This is a genomic window from Mameliella sp. LZ-28 (assembly GCF_012274245.1).
Lineage (GTDB): Bacteria > Pseudomonadota > Alphaproteobacteria > Rhodobacterales > Rhodobacteraceae > Antarctobacter > Antarctobacter albus.
This window is the reverse complement of record NZ_JAANYX010000017.1, coordinates 1-20,635: the sequence shown is the minus strand read 5'-3', so window position 1 is coordinate 20,635 and position 20,635 is coordinate 1. Positions and strand designations below refer to the sequence as shown.

General features: G+C 60.7%; 23 protein-coding genes and 2 pseudogenes. 5 read left to right on the top strand and 20 right to left on the bottom strand.

Features of this window, described 5'->3' with window-relative positions; genetic code table 11:
- Nucleotides 1-4 precede the first annotated feature (4 nt).
- The 15 genes and pseudogenes from G9Q80_RS12150 to G9Q80_RS12080 all read right to left on the bottom strand — a co-directional run bounded on the left by G9Q80_RS12150 (nucleotide 5) and on the right by G9Q80_RS12080 (nucleotide 12,478).
- Entirely contained in the window at nucleotides 5-1,150 is a 1,146-nt protein-coding gene (locus G9Q80_RS12150) for an ABC transporter substrate-binding protein (RefSeq protein WP_043147088.1), read from the bottom strand.
- Between the two features lie 29 nt (nucleotides 1,151-1,179).
- Nucleotides 1,180-2,055: an alpha/beta fold hydrolase gene (locus G9Q80_RS12145; RefSeq protein ID WP_043147089.1), complete on the bottom strand. Its 876-nt coding sequence runs from the start codon at nucleotides 2,053-2,055 to the stop codon at nucleotides 1,180-1,182.
- A gap of 4 nt (nucleotides 2,056-2,059) precedes the next feature.
- Nucleotides 2,060-2,440 (bottom strand): hypothetical protein, encoded by a 381-nt coding sequence (locus tag G9Q80_RS12140; RefSeq protein ID WP_088716015.1) that lies wholly within the window; start codon nucleotides 2,438-2,440, stop codon nucleotides 2,060-2,062.
- 21 nt (nucleotides 2,441-2,461) lie between these two features.
- Nucleotides 2,462-2,869, bottom strand: coding sequence for a carboxymuconolactone decarboxylase family protein (locus G9Q80_RS12135; protein ID WP_184757196.1), 408 nt, complete (start codon nucleotides 2,867-2,869; stop codon nucleotides 2,462-2,464).
- A gap of 40 nt (nucleotides 2,870-2,909) precedes the next feature.
- Entirely contained in the window at nucleotides 2,910-3,788 is an 879-nt protein-coding gene (locus G9Q80_RS12130) for an NAD(P)-dependent oxidoreductase (protein WP_088716016.1), read from the bottom strand.
- A 59-nt stretch (nucleotides 3,789-3,847) separates the two neighbouring features.
- Nucleotides 3,848-4,540 (bottom strand): GntR family transcriptional regulator, encoded by a 693-nt coding sequence (locus G9Q80_RS12125; RefSeq protein WP_088716017.1) that lies wholly within the window; start codon nucleotides 4,538-4,540, stop codon nucleotides 3,848-3,850.
- Between the two features lie 331 nt (nucleotides 4,541-4,871).
- A pseudogene (locus tag G9Q80_RS28210) lies at nucleotides 4,872-5,057 on the bottom strand (integrase core domain-containing protein); the annotation flags it as partial.
- 134 nt (nucleotides 5,058-5,191) lie between these two features.
- Nucleotides 5,192-5,683: a recombinase family protein gene (locus G9Q80_RS12115; protein WP_232788256.1), complete on the bottom strand. Its 492-nt coding sequence runs from the start codon at nucleotides 5,681-5,683 to the stop codon at nucleotides 5,192-5,194.
- A 73-nt stretch (nucleotides 5,684-5,756) separates the two neighbouring features.
- Nucleotides 5,757-6,245 (bottom strand): annotated as a pseudogene (locus G9Q80_RS12110) (phage terminase small subunit P27 family).
- Complete coding sequence (locus tag G9Q80_RS12105; protein WP_088716018.1) at nucleotides 6,245-6,436, bottom strand: DUF7220 family protein; 192 nt, start codon at nucleotides 6,434-6,436, stop codon at nucleotides 6,245-6,247. The pseudogene G9Q80_RS12110 and the gene G9Q80_RS12105 overlap by 1 nt, the downstream one beginning before the upstream one ends.
- Nucleotides 6,415-7,728, bottom strand: coding sequence for a site-specific DNA-methyltransferase (locus G9Q80_RS12100; protein WP_088716019.1), 1,314 nt, complete (start codon nucleotides 7,726-7,728; stop codon nucleotides 6,415-6,417). Before G9Q80_RS12100 ends, G9Q80_RS12105 begins: the two co-directional genes overlap by 22 nt.
- 304 nt (nucleotides 7,729-8,032) lie before the next feature.
- Entirely contained in the window at nucleotides 8,033-10,318 is a 2,286-nt protein-coding gene (locus tag G9Q80_RS12095; protein WP_088716020.1) for a phage/plasmid primase, P4 family, read from the bottom strand.
- On the bottom strand, nucleotides 10,315-10,524 hold the full coding sequence (locus G9Q80_RS12090) for a helix-turn-helix transcriptional regulator (RefSeq protein ID WP_088716021.1): 210 nt from the start codon (nucleotides 10,522-10,524) through the stop codon (nucleotides 10,315-10,317). Before G9Q80_RS12090 ends, G9Q80_RS12095 begins: the two co-directional genes overlap by 4 nt.
- 283 nt (nucleotides 10,525-10,807) lie before the next feature.
- On the bottom strand, nucleotides 10,808-11,446 hold the full coding sequence (locus G9Q80_RS12085; protein ID WP_133066436.1) for a sigma-70 RNA polymerase sigma factor region 4 domain-containing protein: 639 nt from the start codon (nucleotides 11,444-11,446) through the stop codon (nucleotides 10,808-10,810).
- A 465-nt stretch (nucleotides 11,447-11,911) separates the two neighbouring features.
- Nucleotides 11,912-12,478, bottom strand: coding sequence for a hypothetical protein (locus G9Q80_RS12080; RefSeq protein WP_133066437.1), 567 nt, complete (start codon nucleotides 12,476-12,478; stop codon nucleotides 11,912-11,914).
- Between the two features lie 130 nt (nucleotides 12,479-12,608).
- Between G9Q80_RS12080 and G9Q80_RS12075 the strand changes: the two genes are divergently transcribed.
- The 4 genes from G9Q80_RS12075 (at nucleotide 12,609) to G9Q80_RS12060 (ending at nucleotide 14,935) form a co-directional block, all read left to right on the top strand.
- On the top strand, nucleotides 12,609-12,797 hold the full coding sequence (locus G9Q80_RS12075) for a hypothetical protein (RefSeq protein ID WP_088716023.1): 189 nt from the start codon (nucleotides 12,609-12,611) through the stop codon (nucleotides 12,795-12,797).
- Entirely contained in the window at nucleotides 12,781-13,233 is a 453-nt protein-coding gene (locus tag G9Q80_RS12070; RefSeq protein ID WP_088716024.1) for a DUF2924 domain-containing protein, read from the top strand. Before G9Q80_RS12075 ends, G9Q80_RS12070 begins: the two co-directional genes overlap by 17 nt.
- On the top strand, nucleotides 13,230-14,555 hold the full coding sequence (locus G9Q80_RS12065; RefSeq protein ID WP_088716025.1) for a recombinase family protein: 1,326 nt from the start codon (nucleotides 13,230-13,232) through the stop codon (nucleotides 14,553-14,555). Before G9Q80_RS12070 ends, G9Q80_RS12065 begins: the two co-directional genes overlap by 4 nt.
- Nucleotides 14,556-14,632: 77 nt before the next feature.
- On the top strand, nucleotides 14,633-14,935 hold the full coding sequence (locus G9Q80_RS12060) for a hypothetical protein (protein WP_332835996.1): 303 nt from the start codon (nucleotides 14,633-14,635) through the stop codon (nucleotides 14,933-14,935).
- A 208-nt stretch (nucleotides 14,936-15,143) separates the two neighbouring features.
- Here the strand turns inward: G9Q80_RS12060 and G9Q80_RS12055 are convergent, their stop codons facing one another.
- Nucleotides 15,144-15,611 carry a cupin domain-containing protein gene (locus tag G9Q80_RS12055; RefSeq protein ID WP_088716026.1) on the bottom strand — a complete coding sequence of 156 codons (468 nt, stop codon included), beginning with the start codon at nucleotides 15,609-15,611 and terminating at the stop codon, nucleotides 15,144-15,146.
- Nucleotides 15,612-15,705: 94 nt separating this feature from the next.
- On the opposite strand from G9Q80_RS12055, the gene G9Q80_RS12050 reads away from it, so the two are divergent.
- Complete coding sequence (locus G9Q80_RS12050; protein WP_088716027.1) at nucleotides 15,706-16,641, top strand: LysR family transcriptional regulator; 936 nt, start codon at nucleotides 15,706-15,708, stop codon at nucleotides 16,639-16,641.
- A 278-nt stretch (nucleotides 16,642-16,919) separates the two neighbouring features.
- Here the strand turns inward: G9Q80_RS12050 and G9Q80_RS12045 are convergent, their stop codons facing one another.
- From G9Q80_RS12045 to G9Q80_RS12035, 4 genes are all read right to left on the bottom strand, one after another.
- On the bottom strand, nucleotides 16,920-18,911 hold the full coding sequence (locus G9Q80_RS12045) for a hypothetical protein (protein WP_088716028.1): 1,992 nt from the start codon (nucleotides 18,909-18,911) through the stop codon (nucleotides 16,920-16,922).
- Entirely contained in the window at nucleotides 18,911-20,137 is a 1,227-nt protein-coding gene (locus tag G9Q80_RS12040) for an ATP-grasp domain-containing protein (RefSeq protein WP_043145582.1), read from the bottom strand. Before G9Q80_RS12040 ends, G9Q80_RS12045 begins: the two co-directional genes overlap by 1 nt.
- Nucleotides 20,138-20,348: 211 nt before the next feature.
- On the bottom strand, nucleotides 20,349-20,474 hold the full coding sequence (locus G9Q80_RS28440) for a hypothetical protein (protein ID WP_282593847.1): 126 nt from the start codon (nucleotides 20,472-20,474) through the stop codon (nucleotides 20,349-20,351).
- 51 nt (nucleotides 20,475-20,525) lie between these two features.
- Nucleotides 20,526-20,635, bottom strand: a 110-nt coding sequence (locus tag G9Q80_RS12035; RefSeq protein WP_168246318.1) for a transposase domain-containing protein, incomplete at its 5' end; no start/stop codon positions are given.

Sequence of the window (20,635 nt, the reverse complement as noted above, 5' to 3'; positions counted from 1 at the left end):
AGCATCACTTCGGATTGTTGAAGTACTGCTTTGCGATGTCGTCAGGCCACCACTGATCGGCAGTCGGTTGGATCCAGTCGGTCGAGTTCAGATCGCAATCCTCGGGAAGGGCAGCGTTCACGTCCTCGATCGTGTACGGCAGAACCGGACGAAGCATGGTCTGAATCTTCGGACCTTCGCCGCCCAGCGTGCGCAGCATCACGTCCCAAGCCTGACCCATTTCACGCGCCGGCGGCCAGATATGGAACGACTGCGAGATCCAATCCGGGTTCTTGCGCCAGTAGCAGGCTGCTGAAGCTTCGCCGCCCAGGGTGATCGGGACCATGTCACGGCCCGATTGCAGCATCGCGTTCAGAACGCCATTCTCTTGCGCGGACTGGGTCAAGATGCCGTCCACTTGCCGTGGGTTGGTCGCAAGGAACTTCTGCAGTTCCGTTTGAGCGACCTGATCCGTCCATTTACCGGCGATTTCACCGATAATCGAAATCTCCGGGTATTCTTCCAGGGCCTTCTTGGCACCCAGATCGAAGCTGTCAGAAGATGCAAAGCCGGGGATACCCGAGACGAGCACAACGTTGCCCTTGCCGCCCATTTCTTCGGCCAGCCATTTGCCCATGTCGTAGCCGCCTTGCATGTGGTTCGCAGCCACGTTGATGGCGTAGGGCGAGGTCACATAGCCAGAGAACGAGAAAACCGGCACGCCTTTGGAGTGGGCGTATTCGATCGTCGGGTTCAGAGCCGTCACGTTCGAGCAACAGATGATGATAGCATCGACGCCGTCATCCACCATTTGGCGCATCTGCTGGATCTGCACTGCATCTTTCAGATCGGATTGCGTCACAACGACTTCCGAAACAAGGCCCGCTTCTTTTGCCGCCGGCAAAAGATTATCCATGATTTCTTTCAGCGACGATGCGCGCCAGGTATTGCCGGCATAGGACGAAGCATAGCCAATCTTCCAAGGCGGCGGATTCTTGGCAGCAAAGTCGGCTAGTGGCGACGATCCCAGCGGAATTTGAGGATCGACCATCTCGTAATGTGCCCGCTCACCAGCGGGTAGATCAGAGATGCCTTCAGCAAAGGCTGTACCACCAGCAATTGATAAGATGCCAACAGAGGCAAACGTTTTCAGAACGTTAGTATAGTTCATTTCCTAGTTCCTCCCATTGATACTTTTGATCAGGATTTCGCCTGTATTTCTTCCAGGATTGGCAGAAGATATTCACGAAACTTCGTGTAGTCCTCGGTAACGGGGAAGTGGCCGAGCTTTTCCATTGCCCAGTATTTCGCGCCGGGGACCTGGTCTGCGAGTTCCTGAGTGTCGCTAGGAGCCGTGTTTGGATCGTATTCACCAGTCAGCATGTAGAGCATGCATTTGTCGGTATCGATCGCGCGCGCTTCCTCTTCGGACATGTTGTGATCGTAATAATAATAGTACAGATCACCGGCGAAAACTCCGGGTCCGCCGCAACTATATTCCCACTGGATTTCGCGAACGTTTTCTTCAGGGGCATAGGGTGAAATGTTCAGCATCATCGCCGCACCGACAGAGGTCCGGTTTACGTTGGGATTGTCAAATTCCTTACGGATACCTTCCATACCCACGTTGACGTATTCTTCTGCTGAACGAAGCGCACCTTCAACAGCGATCGTCGCGCGATAATTGTCCGGGAAGTTCGAGGCAAGGTCACATGCCAAGTGCCCACCCATCGAACATCCCATATAGACGGGCCGGTCGAGCCCAAGCGCCTCGGAAAGCGCGTTCGGGAACGCCATCATCCGAGCCTTGGTCATATTGTATTCCTGCTCCCACCAACGAACACCGTAGGGCGGAAGTGACTTCCCGTGGTAAGGGAGATCGAAGGCAATCACTCGATAGTTCTTGGTGACCTCTTCATCGCACAACATGTGACGGTACTGTCGCCCGTCCGAACCAGCAGTATGCCCGACTATGATCGGAATGCCTTCGCCCGCTTCCTCATAGTAGACGCGGTATTCGATGCCTTCGACAGTCAAATAGACGTAGCGGCCAGTGATTGGATCGTGTTTTGTCATACTCTTAGGCCTTCCCGTGCTTGACGTTGCGGAGCAGTGTGGTCATGCGATTCAGGGCAGGAAGATAAGCGAAGGTCTCATTCGCCACATTGATCTTCATTCCATGCTTGACGGCTGCCGACTGGATGCACTGGTAAAAGGGCCGTGGTTTCAATTCGAGCAATGCCCCCCATTGTCCATCAGTCCCACCGACAATGATGTTGGCTTCAGAATCCGGAACTTCGGCACCATCTGTGATGCCGGCAAGCGCGCCATTTGCAAAGCTCAGTGCCCAGGATTCATCACCAAAGTCCAGTCGAATAACGCCTGTCAGGTAGCGGGTTTCTCGCGTGAACTCGAAATCTGCACGTGCAGCTTCAAGAAACGCATTTTGATCAATTTTCATAGGTTCCTCCCTTGGTATTGCTCAATCAGAGATTTCGTCCAGCACCTGCTGGGCACTACGGAAGCTGTCGATGGCTGCGGGAACGCCGCAATAGATGGCCACCTGCAGGAATATCTCTGTGATCTCTTCCTTGGTGAGGCCATTGTTCAGCGCACCGCGAACATGCGTGCGCAGTTCATGCTGCCGGTTCAGGGCAGAAATCATTCCAAGGTTCAGGATCGAACGGTCCCGGCGCGACAGGCCCGGACGGTTCCAGATCTCATCCCAGCAGTATTCAGTCACAAGTTGCTGCATGGGCCAGCTAAAGTCGGTCGCCTTGTCAAGCGATGCATCGACATAGGTGTCACCCAGTACCTCGCGGCGTGTCTTCAGGCCGCGTTCAAACGCCTCACTGCGTTCACGCGTTCCGCCATCTTTTGTAATCGTCATTGAGTAGATCCTTTCGTTTTAGTGCCCGCAAGGAAGCGGATTACACAGACGATTTTGCGAGAAACTCATAGATCCGGGTGTGGTCAGCGCCGTTCCCGATCGCTTCTGCTGCCTCATTCCAAACAGTCGATGTTTGTTTCAGTCCGGAAAGGTTCAGACCGAGATCGTTGGCAAGCTCTGCTGCAATTCCGATATCTTTGGCCATCAGACCAAGAGCGAAACCGGACGCGAAGGTACCGCTCAGAACGAACTGTTTCATCTTCACATCGGTCGCGTTGTTCTTGCCCGAAGATGCATTCAGAACATCAATGATCGTATCGGCAGACAGTCCGAACGCCGTTCCCAGCGTCACGGCCTCGACAGCGGCAATGACCCCTGCACCAGAAACAAAATTGTTGATCGACTTCATGGCATGCCCCGCACCAACGGGGCCGCATGCGAACACGCTGGATGCCAGGCAGTCCAAAACCGGCATCGCCTGGTTCAGCGCCTCAGTCTCCCCGCCTGCCATGATGGTCAGAGAGCCACTGACCGCGCGCTTGACGCCACCAGAAACCGGAGCATCGACAACGCGCAGATGTGGAGAAACTTTGTCGGACAGCACACGAGTGTCGGTCGGCGCAGACGAGCTCATTTCAAGCAAGACCGCTCCTGCGTTCGCCTTGAGGAAGGCGTCACCGCCCAGAACTGCGTCCTGTACGATTTTTCCGTTGGGAAGCATCGTAATGATGCAATCGGCACCTTCGACTGCCTCGTTCAAGCTGGAGACGACTTCAATGCCTTCACCAGCCGCCGCCACACGAGCCTGCTCGTAGGCATCAAAGCCAATTACGGGAAAGCCCCCAGCAACAAGGTTCTTCGCCATATGTAGGCCCATCTGGCCCAAGCCAATAAAGGCGATGCGCTTGAATTCAGTCATAATGTCCTCCCTGTTGTCTGGCTACAATATTGTATTACAAACTGTCAATCATTTTGTCTTCATGATTCATTTTTAAGCGCGGCCAGCGCCAGGGCCGCTGCGCGCTCGATGTGCCTCCGGCACACGGCTTCTGCCTTGTCTCCGTCGCCAGTACGGATCGCTTCCACGATTTGCTTGATTTCATTCACACTTTCTTCAAGCCGACCTGGTGTGGTGAATGATCCAAACCGCAGCATGCTTATGCGGTATTGCATCGCCGTCAGGGTTTGCTTGACGAACGGGTTTCGGGCTCCGTCCAACAGAGAATCATAGACGGCATCTTTGGCGGCCATCATGCTTTCATGTGATTCTCTCTCGGCCGCGTGGACAAAAGCGGCGGCGGCATTGCTTAGAATCTGCTTCGCCTCATCGTCAGCACGTTCCGCGCAGCAGCGCGCCGCATACCCTTCAAGCAAGACCCGGAGCGCATAGAGCTGTACCGCCTCTTCAGGGGTTATCCCCTGAACGATAGGTCCACGATGCGGAACGCTCCGAATCAGACCTTCAGCTTCGAGCTGCCGCATGGCCTCTCGGACCGATGTCCTTCCAACTCCGATAAGTTCACAAAGTTCGCGCTCGACCAGCCGCTGCCCCGGCACAAAGTATCCTGACACGATCGCAAGGCGCAGCTTCTCCTCCACTCGGCCACGCAGAGTGATCGATTCCTTCTCAATCTGAAGATTTACCTTTGGCCGCGAAGTCTCCGGACGCATGTTTGTCCACCCATTCAGAGGACAGCGCCCAGCAGCGTCTCAAAGGTTGATGCAGGACAGACAAACACTTTCTTGCAGCCGCGATTTGGCTAGCTGCAAGAGCGCTCATGTCCTCGTATCACCAGTTGGGCCGTCGGGGTGCGGTACCCGTCATTCCTCCCGGCAGCCTCGTAAGCTACCAAGGAAGACGCTAGATTCCGTATGACAATCTGTCAATATTCCATAAGACAATAGGATAGAATGACATCGCACATATCCGTTGACCGAGTGGACGAGGCCCTTTTGCTCAAGATGAGCTACTCCCCATCGCTTGGACAGTTTCCGGGGTGATTTAAGCTACTCTCTGCCCCTGTTGGTCGGTTTCGATCTGGTTGAAGTAGACCACGGCGGGCGCCTGTCCGCCATGGGCGGCGTGGGGCCGCTGGTGGTTGTAGAAGGTGATCCACCGGCTAGCGCCGGCTTTGGCCTGCGAGCCGGTCTCCGAAACGTGCATGTAGACGCATTCATACTTCAAGGATCCCGCCGGACCGATTTCCGCGCGACCGGAAAACCCGGACTGAAACAGCAAGGAGGCGGTATTGGCCGCAGCCGCCTTGTTGACCTTGATCTGATGCCCCGCACCCTCATGGCTGAACAGGCTCGCCGGAGCAGTCACGGAAAGCCGGTTCGTCGGATCGGCCGTCGCAGCGCCGCGGCCCCGTTGGGGTTTCCGAGCTTCACGCCACGGGCCTTGGCTGCCGCCAGGGCTTCCTTGGTACGCCGGGAGATCGCCTCGCGCTCCTGCTGGGCGACGAAGGCCATGGTGCCGACGGTCAGGTCGTTGGCCTCGGGCATGTCGCAGGCGAGGAAGGAGACGCCGCTGCCCTGCAGGGTCAGCAGGAAGGCGGCGTTGCGGCTGAAGCGGTCGAGCTTGACGATGACCAGGGTAGCGCCGGTCAGGCGGGCGAGATTGAGGGCCTTGTCGAGTTCGGGGCGGTCGTTTCTTTTCCCACTTTCGACCTCGGTGAAGCGGGCCAGCACCGTGGCGGATCGGGACGTGGCGAAGGCGTCAATAGTGCTGCGCTGCGCCTCCAACCCGAGACCGGAGCGACCCTGCCGGACTGTCGAGACGCGTTCGTAGGCGATGATCCTCGTGATCCCCATGTACAGACCTGCGCAACCTTCGCTTGGAAGTTTTGTACATCGGAACAATTGGTTAGTGTAGCGAACGGGCGGCTCAATCATCCCGGTTCGGGAGTTCCAGCGCCTTTACGTGCTCGATTGTCTCGGTTTCGTCGCCGGGGTCCAGGATCGTGCGCCAGACGAAGGTGACGGGCTCATGCTTCTGAGCTTCGGAGTCTTGCCTTAGTTTTGTCCGCGCCGAAGGCGTCAGCCCGAGTTCCGACATGTAGCGCGCCATCAGTTCCATCTGCTTGTTGGCCACCGTCAGCCAGGGCGATTGCTGGACATGACCGTTCGGCGTTCTGAGCAACGCCGGGGTCTCCTTCAGCCGTTCCTCGGCTTCGACCTAGCGGGCATAGGCTTGGCAATAGGCCGCCAGCGCGGCCCGGTCTGCCAGCGTCAGGATGCCCGCCTCGTACATCGGGGTCGCCAGTCGCCGCCATTCCTTGTGGGCTATCGCATCGAGATGCGGCGGACAACGCGGCAGCGCGGACAGCGAGGTCCGTGCCAATGTCCCGGGTTTGGGTTTGTGTTTGCGGCCCATCAGACCAGCCTCACAAAGATGCGGCGCAGGAGGTACATGCAGGTGAAGGACAAGGCCGAGAAGGCGCAACTCACGGCTGCATGCTGACGGGGGCTGGCATGAAGACCGACCAGAGGGAAGACGGTCAACTGCAGGGCCAGGGCCGTACCCCAGCCGACGGTGACATTTATCAGGGCCTCCATGGCGGACATGACGCGGGTCTGGCTCGTGCAACCGCCTCCTCGCGCTCGGACGCGATCTCTGCAAAGCAGTGCCCATCGCCGTCGAGCACCGCCTGCTGCCCGGTGAAGGCCTTCCACCGCATCAGACAGACATCGACATAGGTCGGATCCAGTTCCATCGCTAGACATCTGCGCTTGGTGCTCTCTGCCGCGATCAGCGTGGTCCCCGATCCAGCGAAAGGCTCGTAGATGGCCTGCCCGGGGCTGGCGTTGTTGAGGATCGGCCGGCGCATGCACTCCACCGGCTTCTGCGTGCCATGCACCGTGGCGGCGTCCTGGTCGCGATTGGGGATCTGCCAGAGCGTGGATTGCTTGCGGTCGCCGGACCAATGCGCCTTGCCCCGGACCGCGTACCAGGCGGGTTCGTGCTGCCAGTGAAAATGCCCGCGCGAGAGCACCAGCCGTTCCTTGGCCCAGATGATCTGCGAGCGGATCTCGAAACCGCTGGCGGTGAGGCTCTCGGCCACAGTCGAGGCGTGCAGCGCCCCGTGCCAGACAAAAGCCACGTCACCGGGAAACAGCCCCCAGGCTTCGCGCCAGTCGGCGCGGTCGTCGTTCAGAACCTTACCGGTACGCTGCGTCTTCGCTCCGCCTGTGGCGTTGCGCCAGGTCGGGTCATACTCCACGCCGTAGGGCGGATCGGTGACCATCAGGTGCGGTTCGACGCCGTTCAGCAGGCGTTTCACCGCGGCCTTGTCCGTGGCATCCCCGCAGAGCAGCCGATGGTTGCCGAGAAGCCAGAGATCACCCGAACGCGAGACAGGATGGGTGGGCGGTTCGGGGGGTTCTTCTTCCTTCGTATCCGCCTCGCCATGCCGCAGCAGCGCGTCGAGGTCCGCCCCATCAAAGCCGAGGTCTCCAAGCTCGATCCCCAACTCGGACAGGTCCGCCAGTTCCAGCGAGAGCAGGCCCTTGTCCCATCCGGCATTCTCAGCCAGCCGGTTGTCCGCAAGGATGTAGGCCCGCTTCTGCGCCTCGGTGAGATGCGCCAGTGCGATGACCGGCACCTGCTCCAGCCCCAGCTTGCGCGCCGCCAGCACCCGGCCGTGCCCCGCGATGATGCCATTCTCGCCATCCACCAGCACCGGGTTGTTGAACCCGAATTCCCGGATCGACCCGGCGATTTGTGCCACCTGGGCGTCGGAATCGGTGCGGGCGTTCTGCGCGTAGGGCACCAGGTCGGCCACCGAGCGCTGCACGATGGCGCGCGCGCCGCGCTCTCCCGCCGGTTCGTCGAACGTATCCGTTGCCCGCTTCGCCATGACCCCGGCCTTGCCATAGATGGCGCTACACGCGCCTGCCTCTTCGGGAGTGCAACACGGGAGATAATCCATTGTATTCATGTCATTATTAGTCATTTCCCGACAGGAGGCGACATGTCGGATCCATATCGGAAAACTGGATTGACGCAAGCGGGTGGAGCTTTGGCGTTGGCAAGCGCGGGCCGAATCCAACCATCAGCGGCGGCAGGGACAAAAAGGGACAGTTTTCCTATTATCCCACGTATAGGAAGATTCAGAACGCCTATACGGGGGATAGTCGTTTTTTTGACCCTAAGTGTCCCTGTCATTTCAATCCCAGTCCGCGCAGCCCGCGGCGACCGTTGGATTTTGCATCCGAAAAGCCTCGCAACTTCAATTCCTTGACCAGTGTTCGCTTGGTCCAGCGACCGAGGCCCTGCCGATCCGACCAGAAGTTGAACCTTTCGATGAGATCGTCGGTCAGAGCGATGGTATGGGGATCGGCAACCGTTTCGTCGTCCAGGAACTGGCCGACCGTGTCCTCCTCATCGAAGTAAGTCTCGGATGCGGCGGCAATGGCCGGTGGAACATCAAGGCCGCGCTCCTGCCAGGCAAGGGCGCCGTCGATGCACCAGCTGAGGATCGCAGGAGCCTCGGCACGCAGCTTGTCCGGCAAGGCATTGTCGCGCTTCTCGGGAGAGATGGTCACACAGAACGGAACCAGGACAACGCGGCTGCGGATCGCCTCGTCGACGCCCCGGAACGACGGCTGGGTGTTGCCCGCAATCATCAGGGTCAGCTGCGGCGTGAACTCGAAAAAGTCCTGCCGCATGTAACGGGCGGTCAGACGGTCGCCGCCGGTCAGGTCCTTGATGGTCGCTTCATCCCAGGTCTTGCCGCGTGGCAGTTCGGAGGCGATGGCCAGCCGCGCCCCCTGAAGCGAGGCAATATCCGTCGGATGCCGTTCGGTCTGCGAGTGCAGGAACGTGGTTGCGGCAACACGGCGGCCATAGTCGCCCCAGATGTCGAGCAGGGTGTTCAGGAAGACCGATTTGCCGTTCCGCCCGGACCCGTAGAGAAACAGCAGCTTGTGTTCGGAGGTCTCGCCTGTGAGCGCATAGCCTGCTGCGCGCTGCATGAAGGCGATCGTTTCGGCGTCGCCGCCGAAGATGTCCGCCAGGAAGGTCAGCCACAGGGTCGGTTGCGCTCCCGGCGGCGCCGGCGCACAGGCCGTCAGACGACTGATCATGTCCTCGCGGCGCGCCGATCGCAGGCGCCCGGACCGCAACTCGACCGTCCCTTCCGACGTCCCGAGCAGGAAGTGGTCCGCATCGAAAGCGTCATGCGTTGCCGCCGACGTCGGATTGGCCCGCGCGAGATTGGCCACCGAGGTCACGGTTGCATTGCTCCGCAAGGCGCGCGACTGGTCCCGGGCCCAGGCACGCAGTTTCTCGGCAGCCTTGCCATCGTGTTCCCGGTCCAGCCCATCAGCCTTCCGCGCCGCCCATGATGTCAGCGCACGCGCCCTGTCGCGAAGATAGGCCCTTATGCGGGACAGATGCTCCAGTTTCTCGTCGCATTGCCAGTGCGCGCCGCTCCAGAACAACCACTTGCCCCAGAGCGCGACATGCCTGGCGTTGACGTCCCAGCTTTGAGTGCCGAGATCGAGAGCGAGATGATCATGCGAAAGGTCGGGCGGGTCGTCATCGGTCGCCTGCGCGGCCTTCGGCGCGGCCGGTCCCGGCCCGTGACGCCGTGCGATCTCGGAGAGATTGGCGCCATTCTCACGCGCCCGCATGGCAAGCGTCTTCAGTGTGACACCGCCGCCTGCGGTGAACCCGCGCCATTTCGCGGCGATCTCGCCGGTCTTGTACTTCGCCCCCCGACGCGACCAATCGTCGGCGAGTGCCAGCCCGTCGTCACCGCCGCCAAAGTGATCGTGCAGGGCCTGCAGAACCTCGATCCAGGCCGCGTATCCTCCAGCGTCGGGGTCGAGGTATTCCAGAAGGTCCTGCACTTCGCCGGTTGAAGCCGCGTGGCTGGCAGAACCGGGGTCGATGATGAATTTGGCGGGGTTCTGCGCCGCGGGCGGAGGGGGCTGCAGCCAGTCCGGCGCGGGCACCGGATCGCAATCCGTTTCAATGACGTAGCCACCACCCTCGAAGGTCGAGGGGTCGAGCAGGATATAGCCGCGGTGCTTGATTTCGACCCCGGGACAAAGCTTGCCCGGGTAAACCGCGTCGGGACCGGCCTTGTAGACCAGGTGCTTGCCGCCGCGGGCGCTGCGTTGCGTCCATGTGGCCGGAACGCTATGATCGCGTGCGAACGCCTCCCAGGCACAGTCCGGCTTGTAGGTGTCCGGGTCGATGGCGACCAATCCGGATGCGGCAAGGTTCAGCCCGATGTTGGCATCGGGCCACCTTGTCCACCACGCCCGGATGACGGCCTCGTCGCAGGATGCACCGTTGTGACCATTGTCCAGGAGATGGGTGGACCGCTTGTCGGCATCGCTACCCTTGGTCCCGGCCTGCAGCGGGAAAACGAACCAGCCGCGCCGGGCGTATCCAAGCGCTGCTTTCATCATGCCGGGGGTACGGGGCTCCATGTTCATGAGCCTCCCCCCTTGCCGTCGGTATTTTGAAGATGTGCGTCTTCCCAGGCCAACACGTCCGAAAGGCGATAGCGGATCGATCCGCCGATCACGATCCAGGTTGGTCCATAGGGTTCCGCTCTCCAGCGCTCCAGCGTGCGTCCGCTCAGCTTCCAGCGGCGCTCCAGGTCCCGCTGCGTCAGAAGGACGTCCTCGGCGCCCTTCATCACGCGGCCTCCCGTTTTGCCAGACCGAGAACAGCGGTGTGCCATCCCCGGTCTGCTCGGCATATGCCACCTGGAAAACATCGTCTCGGTTCAGGATGAATTGCAGGTCCCAGAGCCTGTAGAGCCCTGGGATCTGGCGGAAATCGGTCATGTCGTGCTCGAACATCTGCTTGCCTCGTGCTGCAACCGCCGGAATGGCGGTCATCACGAGGGGAAAGCCGGTTGGGGGCTCGAAATGGGACAGACGGCGCACCGGTCATCAGGATTTGGCAATTGTAGGTGGTCATGATGCGGCCCTCATCCGGGCCACGGCCCGCTGGAAGCGTTTGCGAGCGGCTTCATGGGTTATGCCAAGCGCTCGGGCCGCCTCCTTTTGTGTCATGCCGTAGAGCACCACCGCCGTGACCAGCGCAGTATCGGAACCGAAGAGCGGGCGGAGCGAACTGCAACGCACCGCGAGACCTGAGTGCGGCTGGGTGCAGGATTGCTCGCCCGACATGTCGCCGGGAGCCACCGGCAGGCTCCGCGCGTCGCGGCGTCGCTGGCGGCGCAGATCCCGCTCGACGTTCATCAGGATGGTCGCCGCAACGCGGGAAACCCGATCGAGGTCGAGGGTCGCGATGATCTCGCAGCACCGCCCCGTCACGTCGGCACTCAGGAGAGCGCCGTCCCGGGAATAGAGCGGTGCAAGGCGGCGGCGGACACCGCAAAGCCCCGGCCAGAGGGCCAGCAGCAGGATCGTCTGGGCGCTCTGCGCACGGTCATCTCGCGTCTGGCCGGCACGGACGAGGCCCCTGAGAACCTGGGTCTTTTGCGCTTGGCAGTCGCCTGGATCGTGCAGGAACGTCACCAGGGCGCCGACATCGGCAAAGCGACGCAAGGCGCTATCGCTGTCGACGATGATGCGGAAGATGTGATGCATGATGGGACGGGTGGTGGATTGAAGAAGCTGCGCGTGAAGCGCGGTCCAGTTTGAAGACACGAGATGCCTGGGCTGGGGCCGGGCATCTCGCGCCTCTCATCGGCCCGGGTGCCGGCGTCGCGCGCCTCTGGGAAGGGAAATGAAAAACGGGCAGCTGAAGAACCGGCTGTCCTTCAGATCAATTCAGTCTAGTGACTTCGTTCAGCGTGCCGCGGCAACGGCAGACCGACGTGGCCGGGGTGCTGACCAGTTGCTGGTGGCTCCGCGAGACCAGTATTCGGACTCGGCCTTGATCGATACGGCCAAGCAGCTTGAAGCAACGCTTGCAGCGCCAGTCGTGTTGGGGCCTAAGCAAATTCGGTGTCGGCATCTTACGCCTCCATGTTAACCATGTCGGCTAGATCGGCCCTCTTGCTGCAGGTTACGTGTGGCGGAATTCAAACGATTTCGGCAACACAGACGGTGTCACCATTGAGTCCGAATACTACCGTCTGGCCGACGTCGGCTCTTTATGGCGAGATAGATTGATCTCACTCCGCTGTAGGAGTTTGGCTTTCGATCATGTTGCGCCATTGCCTCTGCGACCAAATCACATGCTGAGTTCCTATGGCTGCTTGCGTCATTGCGGGTTGCTGTGAACCCGCATTGGACGAGCATTTCGACTAGACTGAAAGCTTGATGGTGCAGACCAACGGATTTGTGACGTCCTGCGGTCGCCGCGGGCCTTTCGATTTTTCCGAGAAGGAAATCGGCTATCCACAAACTGATTTGGACTGGCAATGTTTGACCCGTTGAAATCTGTTGTGCAGCGCCAAATCGCAAGACATCGAAAGCGTCAGGGTCTCGACGAGCGTCTTTGATTATCTGGTCAGGTTCGTCCACGATCCGACCTACACCGGCAACTTGAAGCATGTTCGCATTGAGTCCACCTTCGTCGAGGATCGACGCCGCAGATGTCTCGTCGGGCGTCACCGATGCCTTCAGAATTCTGACGGCGAGATCAATTCCTTCATCGCGCTCCAAACCAGCCAACCTCTCGGCATGATTTGCGGAAATCCGCGGAATCCGAACTGAACATCAAGGACCGCATTTTTCACCCTGTCCCAAAATCATGGGCCAACCGGCTTTCCAGTTCAGGTGATACGAACTCCGGAGAAACTTCATGGTTGGCCCCAACCCGATCAACCCGAACCACCTTTCGCCCAGGGAACGCCGCACCGAACTCTGCCGCATCCTGGCCCTCGGTCTGGTCCGCCTGCGCATGCGGGAGAACGCGCAACGCTCGGACACGGATGGAGACTCTCCGCTACACAATCCGGCCGACCAGAGCGGTCATGCAACTTCGCAATAGGAGAGAACATGACACACGACAGCAAACCCCGGGCCTTGCCGCGCTGAAGACCCAATGGCGCGAGTTGTTCGACAGCGAGCCGCCCCCTTTCAACCGCCGCTACCTGGAGAGCCGCCTGGCATACCGCATCCAGGAACTGGCCTATGGCGGGCTGAGGCCCGAGACGGTCCGTCGCTTGGAACGGCTGGGTGAGGAGCTTGACGGTGGCGATCGCAAGAAGAGCCGCATCCGCGCGGACCGCGACCGCCCCATCGCCGGCACCACTCTGATCCGCGAGTGGCAGGGGGTCGAGCACGTCGTCACCGTCACCACGAACGGTTTCGACTGGCAGGGGCGGCCATACAAATCGCTGTCGGCCATCGCACGGGCCATCACCGGGACCCGCTGGAACGGGCTGGTCTTCTTTGGGCTCAGACGGCAGGGAGGCCGGTCATGACCAAGGTGGCTGACAAATCCAAAGTTGTCCGGAAACTCCGCTGCGCGGTCTACACCCGGAAATCCTCCGAGGATGGGCTGGAGCAGGAGTTCAACAGCCTGCACGCCCAGCGGGAGGCCTGCGAGGCGTTCATCGCCAGCCAGCGCTCCGAAGGCTGGGTGTTGGTGCGCGATCAGTATGACGACGGCGGCATCTCCGGCGGCACGCTGGAACGCCCCGGCCTTCAGACGCTGATGGCCGACATCGAGGACGGGCTGGTGGATGTGGTCGTGGTCTACAAGATCGACCGTCTCAGCCGGTCGCTGGCGGATTTCGCCAAACTGGTCGAGGTCTTCGACCGGAACGGGGTCACGTTCGTCTCGGTGACGCAATCTTTCAATACGACCACGTCCAAGGGCCACCTGACGCTGAACATCCCGCTGTCCTTCGCCCAGTTCGAGCGAGAGGTCACCGCCGAACGCATCCGCGACAAGGTGGCCGCCAGCCGCAAGAAAGGCATGTGGATGGGCGGCGTGCCGCCCTATGGCTACCGGGTCGAGAATCGGAAGCTGGTGATCGACGAGGAACGGGCCGAACACGTCGGCTGGATTTTCGCCCGCTTCCTCGAGAACGGATCCTGCACGGAACTGGCGCGGGAGGTTGCCGGGCACGGTGTCCGGACGCCAAGGGGCAACCGGATCGACAAGAAATACCTGTACCGGCTGCTCTCCAACCGCGCCTACGTCGGCGAGGCCGTCCACAAGGGCGAGAGCTATCCCGGCGAGCACGACGCCATCATCGACCGCGAGACGTGGGATCGCGTCCACGCCATCCTGAAGGAGTCCCCGCGCAAGCGCGCGGCCAGCACGCGCACCGAGACGCCCGCGTTGCTGAAGGGACTGCTGTTCGGGCCGGACGGCGTTGCATTCTCGCCTACGCACACCCGCAAGGGCGACAAGCTCTACCGCTACTATGTCAGCCAGACGGTGCTGAAACACGGGTCTGGCTCGTGCCCGGTCGGTCGTGTGCCAGCGGGGAAGATCGAGGTCGCTGTCATCGACCAACTGCGCACTGTGTTCCGCCAGCCGGAGATCGTGGCCGGGACATGGAAGGCAGCGCGTTCCCACACCGACGACATCACCGAGGCCGATGCCCGCGCGGCCCTGCAGCAACTCCATCCGTTGTGGGACGAGCTCTTCCCCGCCGAGCAAGCGCGCATCGTGACGCTGCTGGTCGAACGCGTGGACATCAGCACGGACGGACTGAACGTGCGTCTCCGCGTCGATGGCCTCGGCGGCCTCGCGCGCGAGATGCTGGCCGGCGGCATCGAGGCGGCCGCATGAATCGCTGCAAACCGATCCCCGACACCGTGACGCTCCAAGTGCCGTTCCGCATCGTGTAGCGCGGCGGACGCAAGGAAATGCACCTGCCCGATGGCGTCCGGCCAGACCGCAAGGTGGACAACACGTTGGTCAAGGCGCTGGCTCGCGCTTTCCGATGGAATCGTATGCTCGAGTCGGGCGAATTCGCAACCATTGCCGAGCTGGCGCAGCGTGAAGGTATAGCACCCTCCTACATGACGCGGGTCGTGCGGTTGACGCTGTTTGCGCCGGAAATTGTCGAGGCGATCCTGGACGGCACGCAGGGGCCGGAGGTCACGCTTGCGCGTGTGCTGGGGCCTTTTGCTGCGGAATGGGATGAACAACGACATTCCTTCCGCTGATCGACTTGAACGGCCCTGACCAGCCTTTGCCCACCTTTGGGCATGCTGCGCTGTGGCCCGGCAGACCGGACTTTCGCTGCAAACGCAAACTCTGTGATGAGCGAAATCGCACAACGCGCGGCAGAGCCGACTTTCTCATGTCTGGGTAGAACAGGAGCGGGCGCTGTTTGCGTCCCGCACCTGTCGTGCTTGCGATTTGCGGCTCGCATCAAGCTGGTGCTTCGGTCGGAGCCACGAATGTCATGCCAACTTTCTCGGCGACGGATAACACCGACGGAATATCCGGCTCGCTGGGTTCAGGCAGGTCGGTCTGACCCTCGGGAAGCGGCTGTCCGATTTCGGTGAAAAACCTGTCGTGCATGTGTCCGGGCGCGTTGATGATCAAGAGGCGGGCCGGCTTGTCTCCGACAGCTTCGAACGCGTGAACGGCCCCATCAGGAATAGCGACGTGCTCTCCCGGACCAGCCAGGATTTCCTTGCCGTCGACCATGAAACCAATCTGCCCGTCCATGACATAGAACGACTCCGTCTCACCTGCGTGGTGGTTCGGCGGCGCCCCGGCACCAACCGGGACAAGGCATTCGACGAAGCAGAACTTGTCCATTGTTTCGGACGGAAAAGCATGGAACTTCATGAGTATGTTCAGAACGTTATAAATGCGTGGGCGATTCAGCATCTTGATCCTCCTTGGGCTGATCGTGGGAACTGATCGCAGGCTACTCGCTCCAGGTTAATCTGTTAAATCGATAGATAATATGATATCAATTCGCATGGCGAATTTATTGAGTTTCGATCTGAATCTTCTGCGTGTGCTCGATGCGCTGCTGATTGAGCATTCCACCGTTCGGGCCGCCGAGCGTTTGGGCCTGTCCCAGCCAGCAGTATCCGGAGCGCTGAAAAGGCTCCGCCAGTCTCTCGGCGACGAGTTGTTCTTTCGGAGCGGACAGAAGCTCGAAGCGACCGAGTTCGCCCTCTCACTCAAAGAACCGCTTCAAGACATCCTGGGCCGTGTCGAAGCGTTGATCCGCGCACAGAATGCATTCGACCCTGCGACCGCCGAACGCAGTTTCCGGATTTCGGGCAGCGACTTCTTTGCTGAAATGCTCATGCCGGCCTTGGCCGAGCATTTGACAGCGCATGCACCTTCACTGCGCATTCACCTGGTTGATCTTGTCCCGGACGACCGTGTTGGCACCCTGGCAAGCCAAGACGTGGACTTCGCCTTGCTCCCCGAGACTCCTTTGCCTGACTGGGTAGAAGGCCAGCCTGTTTTCAGCTCATCCTTCTCTGTCATTGCGAGGAAGTCTCATCCAAGGACAACCGAGCTTGCGCTTTCGCCAGGCGATGTCATGCCACTCGATCTCTTCTGCGATCTCGGGCATGTCCTGTTTTCGACCGGCGGCAATCCCAGAGGCCTGGGGGATGAGGCCCTGGCGCGGATCGGGCGCGAACGTAATGTGGCAATGACCTTGCCAGTTTTCTCTGGTATATACCGCGCCGTTGCCGGATCGGACCTCATTGCCTTGCTCCCAACCGCGTTGGCACATCGCATTGCCGATTCAGCAAATCTCAACGTGTTTGAGCCTCCGATCCCCGTGGATCCCGCCCGCCTGGTTCTGATTTGGCACCGTCGGTTTTCCGAGAGTCCGCCACACCTATGGTTGAGAAGCCGAATAACTCAGCTGTTGCACCCCTTGAATGCTTGAAGGACGCAATGGCAACAGAGTGCTCAAGTGTCGATTTCGGCCCTTATGCGGACATTCGCCGGGAGGGTCATCTCTGCGGTGCACTTTCACCGAAGCGGCCATCCATGCAGGTCGCAGCTTTTTTAACGGTCCAAGGTTACCAGTGCAGGACTTTGCTGCCGCTCGAGTCGGTGAAGGACACGTCCACGTCCAGCCAACTACTGCCGGTCGACCCATGGTGCAGCTTTCAGTTCCAGCCTTCCGACCGTTGTGCGGTGAGCACGCGCCTTGACTCACGTCTAAGGCCACCTGTCGGCAGCCCAACTGGCGATGGCCTTCTCACTGACGGCTCCGATCACGTTACCAGGAATATCCTGCCCGTGTTGGCTCCGGAGGGGTTCGTCGTGGAAGAGGTAGACGCGTGAAAGGAAGGCTTCAAACTTTAGCGAGCCCTCGCCGTAGCGTTCCCCGTGACCCGAGGTGGAGACGACGACGCCATTACCCCAGTCCTGACCGCTGTCGTTGTTCGGGTTGTAGAAATAGACCCGCATCTGCCCCGACTGGTCTTCCGCCACCCTGAGGATGGAGATCGCGTGCCAGCCGACGAACCTCTGCTGTGCGTCGGTGACGGCGATTCCGGCTGGTTGCGGATGGCCGAGAGGACGGCCGCCATTGTGCTCGGGATGATAGGCCGCGAAGAAACGACGAAGGAAGTCCTCGTAACCCGCCAATTTCCCTGTGGCTACGTCAACCGCGACGGCGCAGTCGCGTGAGACCCACCAGCCGTGGAACTGAGGATTGATCCATGTGTGCGGATCGCCGGGGCGACCGGCGCAGAGGCGGCCCATCTCGGCATAGATCCGGTCGAGATGGGCGACGAGGAGGACCGACACCGGATCGGCGTCGATCGGGCCTGCGCCGGCGAGCCCGGCGGGTAGATCGGCGGAATTGATCGGTGACCCCTCGAACTGCATCTGCAGCGTGTCGAACTCGGCGACCTGCGTGACGAGATGCAGCAGGTAATCGGGATCGTTCAGCGCCCACATTGCGATGGCGCGGGCGGACTGGCATGTCGGGTTTGCGCCCTGACCTACACCGAGCGGCTGGCCGAGGACCTGGAGCACGCCAGCCAAGAGCTGTGTCTCAGGCGGAACGCCGGGGCCGAACCCGATCGCGATGCGCTCACGGGCGGCGCCCACGAGCCGGAGCGAGAGTTGCCGTTCGAGCGCGGGAACCATCGGGGTGTGGTGCAGGATACCCCGGTCGAGCAGCATTGCGAGGCCATAGGCCGCCTGTGGCGTTGCGGGAGAGACCGCACTGCGGATCAGTTTCTCGATCAGCCCACGGTAATGACGCCAGCAGTCCAGCCCGGTGCTTCCAAGGCCAAGGGCTTCGGGGATCAGCGGGCGCTCCTCGTGATCGAGAGCCCAGGTCAGGAAGGCCGCGTGATAATCCGAAACGAGCCCGGTGTCGTGCATCGCGCGGGCAAAGCCCATGGCCTCACGCGAAAGGCCGCTGTCGTCCGCAATCGATATCCGTTCGATATAGACCGCGAGACCCGGGTCATCGCGCGATGCGGAGGTTGGGCCGAAGAGCGCGCTGACCAGCCGCTCGGCCCCGAGGCGCGTGCTCCCGGGTTCCGTTCCCCTCTCGTTCAAGGCGACGGCAATCTGGGCAATCATGTCCTTGACCACGCCGACCTGGATCGAACGCTGCTCCAGCAGGCGCCATATTTCCGACACCAGCACGCTGAGCACGTCATTCAGGCCGACATGATCCGCGATATAAGTCACGACCCGGCGCTTCACGTCCTGCCGCGCCCCGAGCGCGCGGGCGGCTTCGTCCGGCACGCCAAAGAGGTCTTTCAAGTTCAGCGCCAACACCTGCGTCAGGAAATGCCGCGCGCCCTCTTGGTGCAGGTTTGAATGCCGGGCTTCCCCATCCGCCACGGCAAGAAAGCGGGCAAGGCTCGCTGCCTCAAGCGCCTGGAACGCCGGGTCTTCCGATACAAGCGTGTTGCCCACCAGTTGCGGCAGCAGGACCTCGGGCCGGTCCCAGTCGGAACCGGCGAAGAGTCCCGCTGCATCCATCCTCTCGGCCCTCTGACGCACCATGTCCAGCCCGCCGGGCTGGGCGATGATGCGACCCAGAACGTCAAGGACAGGGCGCTGGTAGCGGGACTTGGCGAAGGGCCGCGCCCGCTCCAGCCGCTCGATCGCCATGTCGAGCGTGCCGGAGAGCCTTATCAACGCGGCCTCATCGTCCATGGCGGACGCTTCCTTCAGGCTCATCAGACGTAGTAATCCAGTTCTTCCTGTTTCTTCAGAAGGTCCCGCAAGTCATGGGCATTGTCACCGAAGAAGTATGCCAGTCCCCAATGCGTGCCGAATGCTGACCTTTTGGCCACCTTCTGCTCTCGCGGGTCCGAAAGCTCGTGGAATTCGAAAAAAGGGTGGCTGGCCGTCTCTTCCGGAATCTCCAGTCGGCTTACGACACGGCGTCGGGGATATACGCCGAAACAGCCGGCGTGCCCCTTGGCATCGACGACCTCCTTCGGGAAGAAGGCATCCAGTTCCTCCTGCGTCGTCTTCGGATCGAATGCCAGCACGAGGCCCTGGTAGCCGTTGAAGCCATAGGCCCGTTCAATCAGTTCAAGCGCGTTGAACCCCGGTGGGCGATAAGCGACCTCGCCGAAGTAGAGCTTGTTGTCGTTGGTCAGGAAGTATTCCGGGTGGATGAATCCGAAATCGATATCGAAAACTTCGATCAACTTCTCGATTTCCTCGGTGATCCGTTCCCGGTGCGCCTCGAGCTCAGGTGTCGCCGGTACGAAGACCGAGTAGCCCAGCGTCACGTATTCCGAGATGTTCAGGAACTCGATCTTGCCATTCTTGATCCAGGCCTCGACCGCGAATTCCCAGCCGTCGAGGTGACTCTCGAGCAGGGCAGGAAATTCCTCGTCGGGGATGTTGTCGACGTCCTCCGGCGTGCGTATCACCCTGTGCCCCGCGGTGCCGGACTTGTCGAAAGCCTTGAAGTGGATGGGGTCGTTCGGGTCGCCATCGAGTTTCAGAAGCGTCTGGTTCACCCGCTTCAAGAACCGGATCACGTCGCCGCGGTCATGGGCCTCTTCGAAAACGCCTACACGGATGCCTCCGAGCTGCGCTCGGCGTTTCATAAGCGACTTGTCGCGGAAGAGCATCGCCTGGCCCAAAAGGCGCGGGTTCTTCAGCAGCACGGCATTCACGGCGCCGGCCCATTCCACAGTCTCCTCGAAGATTGGGATGGCCACGTCGACGCCCATATCCTCTAGGGTATGCGCCAATTCGTGCGACCTTTCATTGAGACGGTCGAAATCCCACGGGACGAAGGGAATGTCGTTCTGCTGGCAGTACTCTTCGGCCCAAGGCGGAGCGACCACGACGTATCTGCGATCGAAACGGTCCACCGCGTCGATGGCGTTGAGGCTCCAGCCTAGGAGCGCGACATAGCCCTTGTCAGGGTTCTTGTCGGTCATTGCTTGTCCTTTCGTCAGGCAGATCCCCAGAGACGAGCGCGCGTCCTGTCCGCTCGCGGAACAAGGGAATGTCCTGTTCGAAAGACGCGACCTCGACGAGCTGGTTCTGCGTTTTTTCAGTTTTACAGGCTAGCCCTGTGCGGCCGGATTTCAACTGGTCCGCCCAAGAGAGGCGCTACGGGGGGAAGCGCCAGCAACGCCAAGAGGCTTATCAGAGAAGGAATTTTGCAGGGCCGTCGGCGCTGATAGTCTTGCGGCCATCCGCCCCCTCGCGGACGTCCAGCCACTCCTTCTCATCGTCGACCTCAACGAAGAAACACCACTCGTCCTGTTCCATCAGAACAATCGCCTCTTCTGCTGTAAGGCTCCATTGTAAGCGGTGCGCCGATCACACGGTCGGGGCATAGTTCCAGGGCAAGAGGTCGTCGATCCGGGATTGCTTATGTCCGTTGACAATGGCTTGGAGAGTGGCTGTCAGCCAGGCGTGGGGATCGATGG